The organism is Rhizobium sp. BR 250, from assembly GCF_047445855.1.
GTDB lineage: Bacteria > Pseudomonadota > Alphaproteobacteria > Rhizobiales > Rhizobiaceae > Agrobacterium > Agrobacterium tumefaciens_I.
This window is the reverse complement of record NZ_JARWKW010000005.1, coordinates 277,515-290,899: the sequence shown is the minus strand read 5'-3', so window position 1 is coordinate 290,899 and position 13,385 is coordinate 277,515. Positions and strand designations below refer to the sequence as shown.

Genomic DNA, 13,385 nt, shown 5'->3' with positions numbered 1-13,385 from the left:
AATGCCTTAGATGCATATTCTCGCCACCACATCCTCGTCTCTGGACGACCTGATCGAGCCGGTTGATCTCAACCAGCCCCGCTCGGATGTGGTGGTGCTGTCTTTTTCGGCAAGCGATCTTGCCGGGTTTGAGCGGGCGTGGCGGCAGGCGGGAGATAAGCTCCCTTCCCTCTCCGCCGCGAACCTGTCCGAGCTTCGGCACCCGATGTCGGTTGATCTCTGGATCGAAAAAACGGCGGAACATGCCCGTGTTATCCTTATCCGGATTCTTGGCGGCGCGGAACGCTGGCGATATGGGGTCGATCAGCTGGCCATTCTGGCGCGCAGGCGGGGCATCAAGCTTCTGCTTTTGCCGGGGGAGTGCAGCGAAAGGGACGAAAAGCTCGAGGCGGCCTCTACGGTCGACAAGCCGACGCTGACCTCCGTTCTCTCCTTCTTCCGCGAAGGCGGAGGGGAGAATATGGGCCGTCTGGCCGCGGGCCTGACTGTTCTGGCGGGTGGCGGGGATTGGCCGGATATAAAGGCCGGACCCCTGCCGAAAGCCGGCTTTTATCGGCCGGATCTGGGTGTCGTGCGGCAGGAAGAGGCTTGTGCCGGGTTTCCTGCCGGTGCGTCTGTTCTGCCCATTCTCTTTTACCGCTCCATGCTTCTGGCGGAAGATGCAGCACCCGTCGATGCGCTGTTTCAGGCGCTCTCTGTGCGTGGGTTTGCGCCCCTGCCGATTTTTGTCAGCGGGTTGAAGGATGGGGAAGCGATCCGTTTCCTCGAAACCGTGCTGCCGGCTCTTCAGCCTGCCGCCATCATCGCCGCCACGGCTTTTGCCAGCCAGACGAATGATAGAGGCGAGACACTGTTCGACCGCCTCGGCGTTCCCGTTTTCCAGGTGGTGATGGCAACCACCCGGCGCGACGGCTGGGCGGAAAATGCGCGCGGGCTCAATCCGTCCGATCTTGCCATGCATGTCGTCTTGCCCGAACTGGACGGGCGGATTCTTGCAGGGGCGATTTCGTTCAAACAGGCACGGACGGATGGCGGCGTCAGCCTTCTGAATGTGCCCGAGGCGGATCGTGTGGAGCAGGTGGCGAACCGCATCGCGGCCTTTCTGCGAATGAAATCTGCGCCACCTCGGGATCGCCGCATCGTCATCCTGATGCCGGATTATCCCGGTGCCGCGCCGGGGCGCACCGGTTATGCCGTTGGTCTTGATGTACCGCAAAGCGTGCTCGAAATGCTGCGTGATCTCGCCGATGCCGGTTATGCGGTGGAGGAGATTCCCGAAACAGCGCGGGCGCTGCTCGATCGTATCGAGAGCCAGAATGCGACAGTCGATCTTTCCGACTATCGGGATTTTCTTGCAGCCTTGCCGGCGGCGGCTGCCACCGCCGTGCATGCGACGTGGGGAGCCGCGGAACAGGACGAAGCTTTCGCCGATGGCGCTTTCCATTTCCGCGTTGCCCGCTTCGGCCAGGTCTTCGTAGCGCTCGCGCCGGATCGGGGACGAAACGAGGATCGGCGGGTGGATTATCACGATCCCGCCCTGCCGCCACGCCACGCGCTGGTCGCCTTCGGCGCATGGATGCAGCGTGTGGCAGCGGCGCATGCCATCGTGCATGTTGGCGCGCATGGCACGCTGGAATGGTTGCCGGGCAAGACGGTTGCGCTTTCCCGCGATTGTTTCCCGGAAATCGTCACCGGCCCGCTGCCGGTCGTCTATCCTTTCATCGTCTCCAATCCCGGTGAGGCGGCGGTTGCCAAGCGGCGCATCGCCGCCGTCACCATCGGCCATGTGCCTCCGGTGCTTGTCAATGCCGGGCTTTCGCCGGAACAGTCGGCGCTGGAACAGCTGGTCGATGAATATGCGCAGGCGGATGGCCTTGATCGCCGCCGTCGCGACCGGCTGGCGAAGCTGATTGTCGAAAAGGCGCTGGAAACCGGGCTGGCGGCGGAGGCGGGCGTGGGCGTGAAGGATGACGCCGATACGGCCCTCTCACGCATCGACGCCTTTCTCTGCGACCTCAAGGATTTCGCCATCAAGGACGGCCAGCATGTTTTCGGCCGCTCCCCCGAAGCTGAGGCCGATCCTCTCCGGCTTCAGAGCGCCAAGGCCGAGAAGTCCGCGCTGCTCGCGGCGCTCGATGGCCGGCACATCGCCCCCGGCCCTTCCGGCGCGCCGGCGCGAGGGCGTCTCGATGTCCTGCCCACCGGCCGCAACCTTTATGCCGCTGATCCCCGCACCATGCCGACGCCAACCGCGTTCGAGTTGGGCCGCATGGCGGGCGAAGAAGTGCTTCGGCATCATCTGCAATCCCATGGAGACTGGCCGAAACATCTGGTGTTCGATCTCTGGGGCAGCGCCAGCCTTCGCAATGGCGGTGAGGATGTGGCGCAGGCGCTGCATCTGATGGGGGCGAGGCCGATCCATGATCCTGCTACCGGTCGCGTCACCGGCATCGAGGTTCTGCCGCCGGCGAGCCTCGGGCGGCCGAGGGTCGATGTGACGTTTCGCATTTCCGGCCTGTTCCGCGACATGTTCCCGGCGCTGATCGCGCTTCTCGATGCTGCCGCTAAGGCGGTTGCACGGCGGGATGAAGCGCCGGGCGACAATCCGCTGGCGGAAGAGGCTGCAGCGCTTGGGCATATCCCTGCCCGCATCTTCGGTTCTGCGCCGGGTACCTATGGCGCCGGTATCGAGGAAAAGCTTGCCAGTGGTGCGTGGGATGAACGCGAGGAGCTGGGGCAGGCGTATCTCGATGCGGCGAACCATGCCTTTGGCGGCGCCGATGGGCTTGAGATATTCGAGGACGCTGGCTTTACGGAACTGGTGCGTCGGGCAGATCTTCTGGTTCATACCGGCGACGATCCCGGTCGTGATCTTCTCGACGGTTCTTCCGATGTCGCCTTCATTGGCGGTTTTTCCGCTGCGAAGGCCGTACTTGGCGGCATCGCCGATATCGTCGCACTGGATACGACCGATCCGGCGCGCCCGCGTGCGAGATCAATGACACAGGCGCTGACGCGGGTGGTGCGCGCACGTGCCGTCAATCCGCGTTTCATTGCCGGCCAGATGCGGCACGGCCCACGCGGGGCAGCGGAATTTGCAGAAACGGTGGACCGGCTGGTTGGGTTTGCCGAAACGACCCATGCGGTGTCCTCCTCGCTGATCGAGGCGCTTTACGATGCCTATTTCGGCAATGAGGAAGTGCGCGATTTTATCCTGCGGGAAAATCCGAAGGCAGCCGAGGTGATGGCCACGCGCTTTTTATCCGCTCGCCGCCGCGGCCTCTGGCACAGCCGCCGTAATGCGGTGGATGCGGAGCTTGAAATGCTGATCCCGCCCCGATCCGAAAGGGTGGGTGCATGATGGTGGCCGCTGCCGATCCCGTTCAGCCATTTGGCCGCCGTGGCCTTTGTCCGGCCTTGTCCGCCCCCATGCAGACCGGCGACGGTTTTTTGTCGCGGGTCGCGTTCGAGGCGGATATCTCGCCCCGTGCCATGGTGACGCTTTGTGGTCTCGCCGAGCGCCACGGCAATGGGTTGATTGACATTACCGCGCGCGGCAGCCTTCAATTTCGTGGCCTGACGCCGGAAAGCGCCTGCGCCTTGGAAAAAGATGTTCTGGCGCTTGATCTGCCGCTACGCGAAGGGCTTGCGGTCGAAACTTCACCCCTTGCCGGCCGGGATGATGCGGAAATCGCGGATGGTCGTTTTATCGCCGAGGAGATTCGAAAAGGGGCTGACGCCCTGGCGCTGCATGACAAACTCGCGGCCAAAACCTCTGTCGTCATTGATGGTGGCGGACACCTCTCCATGGGCGACTTGCTGGCCGATATTCGTTTGAAAGCGATCCGGCTGGAAGGTCGAACCTTCTGGCAATTGCTTGTTGGCGGGCCGGAAAGCAAGGCGTTGAATGCGGGATTGGTTGAGCCGGTTGCGGCGGCCGGTGTGGTCCTGTCGCTTCTTGTTTTTCTGGCTGAAAAGGGACCGCTTGCCCGTGGTCGCGATCTGGATCAGCAGACCGTGAAGGCGGTTTGCGGTGAGCGCCTGCTGGATCGGGTAAGTGAGGGCAAAGCCCAGACACCTTTTTCACCCTTGGGCATGATGAAGACGGAAGAGGGCCGCTTCGCCGTTGGTATCGCGCCTGCTTTCGGACAGGTTCGAGGTGCCGACTTGGCGCATCTCTGTAAGCGGGCCGATACGCTTGGTATCAAGGCCCTGCGGCCATCACCAAACCATAGCCTGCTATTTTTTGGGTCGTCGTCGGCCTGTGAGGCTTTGCTTAAGACCGCGGGGGCATCCGGCTTCGTCGCGACTGCTGGTGATGCGCGGTCCTCCATCGCGGTCTGTCCCGGCGCGCCGGGCTGTGCCTCGGCTTTTCTTCTCACACACGAACTGGCGGCTTTTGCTGCCGAAGAATGTGCCACGTTGCTCGATGGTTCCTTCACGCTGCATATTTCCGGCTGCGGCAAGGGCTGCGCACATCCCTCCCCCTCGTTTTTGACTCTCTCGGGCACTTCGGATGGCCTGGCATTCTCGATTTCTGGCCGCGCCGGTGACCCGCCAGTCGGGATTTTGCCCTTTGAGCAACAGAAGGCTGCGCTTTCGCGGCTTGCCCGTCTCTACGAAAAAGAACATAAGCCCGGTGAAAACGCCGCCGACCTTCTTGCCCGTCTGGGCCGGGAGGAAATCGGTGCGGCGCTTCGACAGGATAACCAATGACCGACTATGATTATATTCGCGATGGCAATGCGATCTATGAGCGCTCTTTTGCCATTATTCGCGAAGAAGCGGATTTATCCGCCTTTACCGCAGAGCAGGCGGATATCGCCATTCGCATGATCCATGCCTGCGGGCAGGTAGAGGCGGCAGGCCATTTCCGCTTCTCGCCGGATTTCGTTTCGGCGGCGCGCGGCGCCTTGCTCGCCGGCAAACCCGTTCTGTGTGATGCCCAAATGGTTGCCCATGGCGTGACGCACGCAAGGCTTCCGGCTGATAACGCTGTCATCTGCACGCTTCGCGATCCACGCACGCCGGAACTTGCGAAAAACATTGGCAACACCCGATCCGCTGCCGCGCTCGATCTCTGGGCGGATCATCTGGAAGGTGCGCTGGTCGCTATCGGCAACGCGCCGACGGCGCTGTTTTATCTGCTGGAAATGCTGGAAAAAGGCGCCCCACGCCCGGCCGCCATCATCGGCATGCCGGTCGGTTTTGTAGGTGCGGCGGAATCGAAGGATGCGCTGGAGGCGAGTGCGCTCGGCATTCCCTATGCCATCGTCAAGGGACGTTTGGGTGGCTCGGCCATGACGGCAGCGGCCATCAACGCGGTTGCGAGGGCTGGCCTGTGAGTGCTGCTCTTTTTGAACAGGCCAAGGGTAAACTCGTCGGCGTTGGCACCGGTCCCGGTGATCCGGAACTTCTGACGCTGAAAGCCGTGCGCGCCATCGAAAATGCCGATGTTCTCGCCTTTTTCTGCAAGAAGGGCAGCACCGGCAATGGCCGTGGCATTGTCGAAGCCTTTATTCGTCCCGGCACGCTGGAAATGCCGCTGGTCTATCCCGTCACCGTCGAAAGCGACAAGAACGGCGAGGATTATCGCGGTGCGATTGCCGCGTTCTTTGATCAGTCGGCGAAGGACATTGCCGTGCATCTCGATGCGGGACGCACTGTGGCCGTACTGTCTGAAGGTGATCCGCTGTTTTACGGCTCCTATATGCACCTCCATCTGAGGCTTGCGCCGTCCTATGAGGCGGAAGTCGTCGCCGGCATCACGGCCATGTCCGGCTGCTGGTCGATGGCCGGCCTGCCGCTGGTGCAGGGCGATGATATTCTGAGCGTGCTTCCCGGCACGCTGGCAGAAGATGTACTCGCGGAGCGGCTTTCCGGCACGGACGGTGCCGTGATCATGAAGGTCGGCCGCAATCTGCCAAAAATCCGCCGTGCGCTGGAAGTGGCCGGCAAGCTCGAAGAGGCGCTTTATGTCGAGCGCGGCACCATGGCAAACAGTCATGCCGTGCGGCTCATTGAACGTGATGCCTCGCCCGCGCCCTATTTTTCGCTGGTTCTGGTGCCGGGCTGGAAAACCAGACCTTCCGGGGGCGAAGCGCCATGACCGGCAAACTCGTCGTTGTCGGGCTTGGTCCCGGCAATCTGGATCAGGTGACGCCTGAGGCACTCGCCGCCGTCGAGGCTTCGGAAGACTTTTTCGGCTATATTCCCTATCTCGATCGTCTGTCGCTTGGCGCTCACCAGCGGCACCACGCTTCTGACAATCGTGAGGAAATCTCCCGTGCCGAACAGGCACTCACGCTTGCGGCCGAAGGTGGCAAGGTCTGCGTGGTTTCTGGCGGCGATCCCGGTGTTTTCGCCATGGCGGCAGCCATCTGCGAGGCGATTGAAAACGGGCCTTCCGAATGGCGCGACATTGATTTTTCCGTCGTGCCGGGTGTGACCGCCATGCTGGCCGTAGCCGCTAAAGCCGGTGCGCCGCTCGGCCATGATTTCTGTGCTATTTCGCTTTCGGACAATCTCAAGCCCTGGGGCATCATCGAAAAACGGCTGATTGCGGCGGCCGAAGCCGGATTCGTGATGGCCTTCTACAATCCCGTCAGCAAGGCACGGCCGCACCAGCTTGGTACTGCCTTTGATCTGTTGCGCAAACATTTGCCCGGCCCGGTGCCGGTGATCTTCGGTCGCGCCGCAGGCCGGGCGGACGAGCGCATTCGGGTCGTGCCGCTCTCGGAGGCGTCGAGCGACATGGCCGACATGGCTACCTGCATCGTCGTCGGCTCGGTGGAAACCCGCCTGATCGCGCGTTCCGGCAAGGAACCGATCGTTTATTCGCCACGGTTTTCGAAAAGGGAAAGCTGATGGCGTATGGCGGTGAGCGCACTGGCGATATCCGGCACGGTCACATTATTTGCGGGCGTATCGTTCAATTGTTGCGGCCGTTCGATCATGATGACCGGCAGGCCAAGCCGTCTTGCCGCTTCGATCTTGCCGTAACTGGCGCTGCCGCCCGAGTTTTTCGATATCACCACCTCGATGCGGTTTTCCTCCAGCATGCGGATTTCATCTTCCGTCAGGAAAGGACCGCGCGCAGTGATGTAACGCGCATCCGGCGCCTTCAGCGGCGGTTCGACCGGGTCGACGCTGCGGATGAGGTAGCTATGCTGGGGCGCGGCTTCGAAAGGAAGAAGCTCCTGCCGTCCGAGGGCCAGAAACACGCGTCTGCTGTCGCTGCCGAGCGCGGCAACGGCCTGACCGATGGTATGGACGCTCTGCCATGTATCACCCGGCAGACGCGGCCAGACGGGACGCGAAAGAACGATCAGTGGAATGTCAGCAAGCCTTGCCGCCTCGACGGCATTGGCGGAAATTCTGGCCGCATAGGGATGAGTGGCATCCACCAGAATATCGAAACCCTCTGTGCGGATGAAATTCGCCAGCCCCGTCGCGCCGCCAAATCCGCCGCTGCGCATCGGCACGGGCTGTTCCACCGGCGAGAGCGTGCGCCCGGCCATGGACAGCAGAATTCGGTAGCCGGAGTCCTCGGCCAGCTGGCCGGCCAGAATGCGGGCATCCGCCGTGCCGCCAAGGATGAGTATGGAGCGTGTCATGATGTCTGAATATTCCGGAACGGCAAAGGCTTCCACTGAAAAGAACGAAAAGCCGTGGCTTTCCATCGTCGGTATCGGCGAGGACGGGCTTAAGGGGCTGGGTGAAAACGCGCTCCGCGCCATAGAGGCGGCCGAGGTGGTTTTCGGCGGCAAACGCCATCTGGAACTGGCGGCACCGGCCATTCGCGGCGAAGCCCGCGCCTGGCCGGTGCCGTTCGATGTGGAAATGAGCGATGTTCTCGCGTTGCGCGGCCGCCGGGTGTGTGTGCTGGCCTCGGGCGATCCGTTCTTTTATGGCGTCGGGGTCACGCTTCTGCGGCGGATTCTTGCGGAGGAAACGGTCTGTTATCCCTCGCCTTCCGCCTTTTCGCTGGCCGCGGCTCGGCTCGGCTGGGCCCTGCAATCGGCTGAATGCGTTTCGCTGCATGGTCGCCCCATCGATCTGTTGCGGCCACATCTGCATCATGGCGCGCGGATCATCGCGCTGACCTCCGATGAGCGCGACCCGGCCTTGATTGCGCGGCTGCTGTCCGAGTCCGGCTTCGGCCGTTCGGAATTCGTCCTGCTTGAAGCATTGGGGGGCGACCGGGAAGAGCGGCGGCAGGTCCGGGCAGCTGATTTTGGCTTTAAAGATATTGATCCGCTGAACGTCGTGGCGATCGAAGTCGTGGCGGATGAGGGCGCACGTGTCCTGCCGTTTACTCATGGGCTTGATGACGGCCTGTTCGAACATGACGGGCAGATCACCAAGCGTGAAATCCGCGCCGTCACGCTCTCCTCACTCGCCCCCCGCCGGGGAGAGCTGCTGTGGGATATTGGTGCGGGCTCCGGCTCGATTGGCATCGAATGGATGTTATCGCACCCTTCGCTGCGCGCCATCGCCATCGAGCAGCATCCGGAAAGGGCAGAGCGGATCGCCCGCAATGCCGATGCTTTCGGTGTCCCAGGGCTCGAGGTCATGATCGGCAGGGCACCGGCGGCTTTTGAAGGCTTGTCTCCGCCGGATGCGATTTTTATCGGGGGCGGTGGCAGTGAGACGGGCGTGCTGGACGCCGCCATGGACGCCCTGAAACCGGGCGGGCGGCTGGTGGCCAATGCGGTGACGCTGGAAATGGAGGCGGTGTTACTGGCTACCCATGCGAAATTCGGCGGTTCGATGATCCGGCTGGAAGTCTCGCGGGCTGCTGCTGTCGGTTCCATGTCCGGCTGGCGTCCGGCCATGCCGGTAACACAATGGAACTGGGTCAAGCCATGGTGACCGTGGCCGGTATAGGCTGCCGCAAAGGTGCCGCCTCGGATGCGATTATCGCGGCTGTGCGGGCTGCTGAGCGTGCCTTTGGCATGACGGTCGACCATCTGGCGACTGCGCCGCTCAAGGCCGAGGAGGCCGGTCTTGTGGCGGCGGCGAAGGGTCTGTCTCTGCCGCTTGAAATCGTAGCGCAGGAACGGCTCGAAGCGGTTGCCGCCGAGACAATGACATTTTCACAGGCCAGCCTCGATCACGCTGGTTCGCCAAGCGTCAGCGAAGCAGCGGCGCTTGCGGCGGCTGGGGCAAGTGCAAGGCTGGTTGCGCCACGCCTTGTGGTTGGTGAGGTAACTGTGGCTATCGCAACGACGATCGCCGCGCCGCGTGGTAGCTGCAGCGCCATCGAATACGGAGAACAAGAATGACGGTTCATTTCATCGGCGCCGGTCCGGGTGCTGCCGATCTCATCACGGTGCGCGGGCGCGATCTTATCGCGGCCTGCCCGGTCTGCCTTTACGCCGGTTCGCTGGTTCCGAAGGCCTTGATTGACTATTGCCCGCCGGGTGCCCGCATTGTCGATACGGCAGCACTTTCGCTCGACGAGATCGAGGCGGAGTTCGTGGCGGCTGCGAAGGCCGGCAAGGATGTGGCGCGGTTGCATTCCGGCGATCTTTCGGTCTGGAGCGCCATGGGTGAGCAGATCCGCCGGCTGGAGCGCCTGGGTCTCGCTTATACCGTAACCCCCGGTGTGCCCTCCTTCGCCGCCGCCGCTGCCACCCTGCAGCGGGAGCTGACGGTGCCGGAAGTGGCCCAGAGCCTGGTGCTGACCCGTATTTCCGGCCGCGCTTCAAAAATGCCCGAGGATGAGACGCTGAAGGCTTTCGGCGCGACAGGCGCAACACTCGCCATCCATCTCGCCATCCATGCCATCGGCAAGGTGGTGGAGGAGCTGACGCCGCTTTATGGCTCCGATTGCCCGGTCGCCATTGTCGTGCGCGCCTCCTGGCCGGATGAACGGGTCATTCGTGGCACGCTTTTCGATGTCGAGGGCAAGCTTGTGGCCGAGCCGGTGGAGCGCACGGCGCTGATCTTCGTCGGGCGTGGTCTGGCCTCGACGGATTTCCGCGAAAGTGCGCTTTATAGTACCGACTATGTACGCCGGTTCAGATCCCCGAAGGAGGATGCTGCGGGCTGATGCGACGGTGTGGAGGCGGTGCGCCCCTTGAGGACACCCTGACGATCAAACACCAGAATATCGAGCGCGATGGCTGGCGTTTTCAGCGCGGCGGCGGCGGTCACCCAGGCTTTTTCCGCAACGATCGCGCCGAGGTTTATCCCCGCGCTTTCGGCGAGCTGAAAGGCGTGCGCGACCATGTTTGCCTGACGGATGGCAATGGCGAGATTGTCATCCCCTCCCGCCTCCGTGGCCAATGCCGCCAATGCTTCAAGGTCGGCAAGGCCCTTTTTGGAATGCACGTCGAGCATGCCCTGGGCGAGCTTGGTCATCTTGGCGACGCCACCGGCGATCGTTACCCGCTCGACCGGGTGGCTGCGCAGATATTTCAGCATGCCGCCGATGAAATCGCCCATGTCGATCAGAGCGGTTTCCGGCAGGCCGTAAAGCACCTGCCCGGCCTTTTCGGATGTATTGCCGGTGGCGCCGAGCACATGGGTGCAACCGGTCGCGCGGGCCACATCGATGCCGCGCCAGATGGAGTGAATCCAGGCCGAGCAGGAAAAGGGAATGACGACGCCGGTGGTGCCGAGGATGGAAATGCCGCCGAGGATGCCGAGCCTGCCGTTCAGGGTTTTTTCCGCCAGCTTCTCGCCGTCGCGGACGGAAATCTCGATCTCGAAATCGGCATTCTCGCCGGCCACTTCGCGAATGGCGGTCTCGATCATCCTGCGCGGAACGGGGTTTATTGCGGGTTCTCCCGGTGGCAGGGGCAGGCCCGGCCTCGTGATCGTGCCGACGCCCTTGCCGGCCCTGAAAGTGATGCCGCTTCCCGGTTCGCCCCGTCTGACCGTGCTTTCGATCAGCGCGCCGTGGGTGACGTCGGGATCGTCGCCAGCATCCTTGACGACACCGGCGCGCGCGAAGTTTTCACCTTTTTCCTCGGTGGCGAGGGAAAATGCCGGCCTCGCGCCGCTTGGAAGTTCCACTTCGACAGGGTAAGGAAACTCGCCGGTCAGAAGGGCGACGCAGGCCGCCTTCGTGGCGGCTGCCGCGCAGGTGCCCGTGGTCCAGCCGCGGCGAAGGGTCTTTCCATCCGTTTCCATATGAATTCCTATAGCCGGGACGGCTTTTTCCGTCATCGTTAAAAAGCAGCCAAGAACAATGTCGATACCGCAGATTTTAGATAGCATCGCCACAAAAGGTCCGGTCTTCGAAGCCGGACACGTCTGGCTCGCGGGTGCAGGGCCGGGCGACGTGCGTTATCTGACGCTCGAAGTGGCGCTCGCGCTGTCGCAGGCCGATATCATCGTGCGCGATGCGTTGGTGAGCGACGATGTCGTGGCGCTCGGTCCGCAGGCAGAGATTGTTTTTGCGGGCAAAAGGGGCGGCAAGCCCTCCGCGATGCAGGATGATATTACCGCCTCGCTGATCGATTTTGCCCGGCAGGGCAAAAAGGTGCTGCGGCTGAAGGGCGGAGATCCCTTTATTTTCGGGCGCGGTGGTGAAGAGGCGGAGGCGCTTGTCCACGCCGGCATTCCGTTTCGCATATTGCCGGGCATGACCTCATCGTTCACCGCGCTCGCTTCAGCACGCATTCCTGCCACCATGCGCGGCATCAGCCGCGCCGTGACGCTCGCTACCGGCCACGCAGCAGGTACTGAGGAGGATCTCGACTGGCTGGCACTGGCGAAAACGCAGGAACCCATCGTCGTTTATATGGGGCTGAAGAATATCGGCACGATTGCCGGTCTTTTGATGCAGGGTGGACGTTCGGGAAAAACGCCCGTCGCCGTCATCATGTCGGCAACCACTGCGCAGGAACGGATTTTCATCGGAACATTGCAAAGCATAGCTGACGATGCAAGGCGGGAAAGCTTCGAAGCGCCGGCTTTGATCGTTATCGGCGAGATTGTTTCGATGCGGGACCGTCTTGGAGTGTCCGGTCCATGACGGCGCGGGCAATCATCATTGGGGCGCCGCGCTCGGGCTCCGGCAAGACCAGCGTGACCATCGGCCTGCTCCGCGCCTTTGCGCGTCGCGGGGTCAAGGTGCGCGGCATCAAGACGGGGCCGGATTATATCGATCCCGGTTTCCATGCCTTCGCCACCGGCACGCCGGGTCTCAATCTGGACAGCTGGGCCATGCAGCCGGACCTGCTGCGGCATCTGTTTTCGCAGCAGACCGAGGGCGCGGAACTCATTCTCATCGAAAGCGCGATGGGTCTGTTCGACGGGATTCCCGTGGCGGAAAACCGTACCGGCTCGGCGGCGGATCTGGCGCGGCTGTTCGGCATTCCCGTGCTGCTGGTGCTGGATGTTTCCGGTCAGTCGCAGACGGCGGCAGCCATTGCCCATGGTTTTGCCCACTACGATCCTGATGTCACCATGGGGGCGGTGGTGCTGAACCGGGCCGGCAGCGAAAGGCACCGGACGTTATGCACGGAAGCCATCGAAAAAATCGGCCTGCCCGTTGTCGGCTGCGTTCTGCGCGATCCTTCCCTCATCCTGCCGGAGCGGCACCTGGGGCTGGTGCAGGCGAGCGAACATCCGGAAATTGACGCACATATAGACCGGCTCGCGGATGCGATGGAGAAATCCATCGATCTCGACGCCTTGTTTTCACTCGCCGCGCCGGTGGAGATGCCTTCTGGTTCGGTGGAGGCGGCAATTGCGCCACCCGGTCAGCGCATCGCGCTGGCGGAGGATGCCGCTTTCACCTTCCTTTATCCGCATCTCAGGAAGCATTGGCGTGCGGCCGGGGCAGAGATCGTGCCGTTTTCGCCGCTCGCCGATGAGGCGCCCGATCAGAGCTGCGATATCTGCTGGCTGCCGGGCGGCTATCCCGAGCTTTTTGCCGGAAAACTTGCCGGCGCTGCCGGCTTCAAGGCGGGTATTTCCCGTTTTGCAGAGACAAACCCGGTGCATGGCGAGTGCGGCGGTTACATGGTGCTCGGCGAGGCGCTGCAGGATGCTGACGGCGTGACCCATGCCATGACCGGTCTTCTGTCGCACGCCACGAGCTTTGCGACACGCAAGATGAATCTCGGTTACCGGCAGGCGACGATCGCGGCAGACGGCCCGCTCGGCGTGGCGGGGGATGTTCTGCGCGGCCATGAGTTTCATTATGCCCGGGTCACCGATCCCGGCCGCGATGAGCCCTTTGCCCAGATCGCCGACGGGCAGGGCCGCCCGCTCGGACCATCGGGCGGCAGGAGAGGTTTCGTCTCGGGCGCTTTCTTCCACGCCATCGCCCGAGGCGGTTAATCGTCTACGGTTCAGCTTCGTGGACGTGCGGCAAAGTGGAGCAAGCTGCGAAAGTTTGTAGGCTCCGATCACGGGAAAGTGCT

Annotated in this window: 12 protein-coding genes; 10 read left to right on the top strand and 2 right to left on the bottom strand. The window is 62.7% G+C overall.

What is annotated here, in order from left to right; genetic code table 11:
• Positions 1–10 precede the first annotated feature (10 nt).
• Genes cobN through QD336_RS10640 form a run of 5 tightly spaced genes read left to right on the top strand, consistent with a single transcriptional unit; the run spans position 11 to position 6,867 of the window.
• Positions 11–3,361, top strand: coding sequence for a cobaltochelatase subunit CobN (gene cobN, locus QD336_RS10660; RefSeq protein WP_499170589.1), 3,351 nt, complete (start codon positions 11–13; stop codon positions 3,359–3,361).
• Positions 3,361–4,716 carry a precorrin-3B synthase gene (cobG, locus tag QD336_RS10655; protein ID WP_499170665.1) on the top strand — a complete coding sequence of 452 codons (1,356 nt, stop codon included), beginning with the start codon at positions 3,361–3,363 and terminating at the stop codon, positions 4,714–4,716. Before cobN ends, cobG begins: the two co-directional genes overlap by 1 nt.
• Positions 4,713–5,345: a precorrin-8X methylmutase gene (locus tag QD336_RS10650; RefSeq protein WP_269347158.1), complete on the top strand. Its 633-nt coding sequence runs from the start codon at positions 4,713–4,715 to the stop codon at positions 5,343–5,345. The genes cobG and QD336_RS10650 overlap by 4 nt, the downstream gene beginning before the upstream one ends.
• The gene (locus QD336_RS10645; RefSeq protein WP_269347159.1) at positions 5,342–6,109 is read left to right on the top strand and encodes a precorrin-2 C(20)-methyltransferase; all 768 of its coding nucleotides are present in this window, start codon (positions 5,342–5,344) and stop codon (positions 6,107–6,109) included. The genes QD336_RS10650 and QD336_RS10645 overlap by 4 nt, the downstream gene beginning before the upstream one ends.
• On the top strand, positions 6,106–6,867 hold the full coding sequence (locus QD336_RS10640; protein WP_499170587.1) for a precorrin-3B C(17)-methyltransferase: 762 nt from the start codon (positions 6,106–6,108) through the stop codon (positions 6,865–6,867). The genes QD336_RS10645 and QD336_RS10640 overlap by 4 nt, the downstream gene beginning before the upstream one ends.
• On the opposite strand, the gene QD336_RS10635 is transcribed toward QD336_RS10640, so the two are convergent.
• The gene (locus QD336_RS10635) at positions 6,834–7,616 is read right to left on the bottom strand and encodes a cobalt-precorrin-6A reductase (RefSeq protein ID WP_499170585.1); all 783 of its coding nucleotides are present in this window, start codon (positions 7,614–7,616) and stop codon (positions 6,834–6,836) included. The two genes, QD336_RS10640 and QD336_RS10635, sit on opposite strands and share 34 nt — an antisense overlap.
• Here QD336_RS10635 and cbiE point away from each other — a divergent pair.
• The 3 genes from cbiE to cobM are packed head-to-tail and all read left to right on the top strand — an operon-like array spanning position 7,615 to position 10,057.
• Entirely contained in the window at positions 7,615–8,874 is a 1,260-nt protein-coding gene (gene cbiE, locus QD336_RS10630) for a precorrin-6y C5,15-methyltransferase (decarboxylating) subunit CbiE (protein ID WP_499170584.1), read from the top strand. The genes QD336_RS10635 and cbiE overlap by 2 nt on opposite strands.
• The gene (locus tag QD336_RS10625; RefSeq protein WP_269347248.1) at positions 8,868–9,287 is read left to right on the top strand and encodes a cobalamin biosynthesis protein; all 420 of its coding nucleotides are present in this window, start codon (positions 8,868–8,870) and stop codon (positions 9,285–9,287) included. Before cbiE ends, QD336_RS10625 begins: the two co-directional genes overlap by 7 nt.
• Positions 9,284–10,057, top strand: coding sequence for a precorrin-4 C(11)-methyltransferase (cobM, locus tag QD336_RS10620; RefSeq protein ID WP_499170583.1), 774 nt, complete (start codon positions 9,284–9,286; stop codon positions 10,055–10,057). The genes QD336_RS10625 and cobM overlap by 4 nt, the downstream gene beginning before the upstream one ends.
• Here the strand turns inward: cobM and QD336_RS10615 are convergent.
• A complete protein-coding gene (locus QD336_RS10615; protein ID WP_499170581.1) occupies positions 10,012–11,142 on the bottom strand; it encodes a cobalt-precorrin-5B (C(1))-methyltransferase in 1,131 nt (376 codons plus the stop codon). The genes cobM and QD336_RS10615 overlap by 46 nt on opposite strands.
• Before the next feature lie 58 nt (positions 11,143–11,200).
• Between QD336_RS10615 and cobA the strand changes: the two genes are divergently transcribed.
• Both cobA and QD336_RS10605 read left to right on the top strand, forming a co-directional pair.
• The gene (cobA, locus tag QD336_RS10610; protein ID WP_499170579.1) at positions 11,201–11,989 is read left to right on the top strand and encodes a uroporphyrinogen-III C-methyltransferase; all 789 of its coding nucleotides are present in this window, start codon (positions 11,201–11,203) and stop codon (positions 11,987–11,989) included.
• Positions 11,986–13,302: a cobyrinic acid a,c-diamide synthase CobB gene (locus tag QD336_RS10605; protein ID WP_499170577.1), complete on the top strand. Its 1,317-nt coding sequence runs from the start codon at positions 11,986–11,988 to the stop codon at positions 13,300–13,302. The genes cobA and QD336_RS10605 overlap by 4 nt, the downstream gene beginning before the upstream one ends.
• The last annotated feature ends 83 nt before the right edge of the window (positions 13,303–13,385 follow it).

What these genes read in the sequence shown, in the direction of transcription:
- cbiE (WP_499170584.1), top strand. Translation starts at nt 7,615, where the DNA reads ATGATGTCTGAATATTCCGGAACGGCAAAGGCTTCCACTGAAAAGAAC.
- QD336_RS10625 (WP_269347248.1), top strand. Translation starts at nt 8,868, where the DNA reads ATGGTGACCGTGGCCGGTATAGGCTGCCGCAAAGGTGCCGCCTCGGAT.
- QD336_RS10640 (WP_499170587.1), top strand. Translation starts at nt 6,106, where the DNA reads ATGACCGGCAAACTCGTCGTTGTCGGGCTTGGTCCCGGCAATCTGGAT.
- QD336_RS10635 (WP_499170585.1), bottom strand. Translation starts at nt 7,616, where the DNA reads ATGACACGCTCCATACTCATCCTTGGCGGCACGGCGGATGCCCGCATT.
- cobA (WP_499170579.1), top strand. Translation starts at nt 11,201, where the DNA reads ATGTCGATACCGCAGATTTTAGATAGCATCGCCACAAAAGGTCCGGTC.
- cobG (WP_499170665.1), top strand. Translation starts at nt 3,361, where the DNA reads ATGGTGGCCGCTGCCGATCCCGTTCAGCCATTTGGCCGCCGTGGCCTT.
- cobN (WP_499170589.1), top strand. Translation starts at nt 11, where the DNA reads ATGCATATTCTCGCCACCACATCCTCGTCTCTGGACGACCTGATCGAG.
- QD336_RS10605 (WP_499170577.1), top strand. Translation starts at nt 11,986, where the DNA reads ATGACGGCGCGGGCAATCATCATTGGGGCGCCGCGCTCGGGCTCCGGC.
- cobM (WP_499170583.1), top strand. Translation starts at nt 9,284, where the DNA reads ATGACGGTTCATTTCATCGGCGCCGGTCCGGGTGCTGCCGATCTCATC.
- QD336_RS10615 (WP_499170581.1), bottom strand. Translation starts at nt 11,142, where the DNA reads ATGGAAACGGATGGAAAGACCCTTCGCCGCGGCTGGACCACGGGCACC.
- QD336_RS10650 (WP_269347158.1), top strand. Translation starts at nt 4,713, where the DNA reads ATGACCGACTATGATTATATTCGCGATGGCAATGCGATCTATGAGCGC.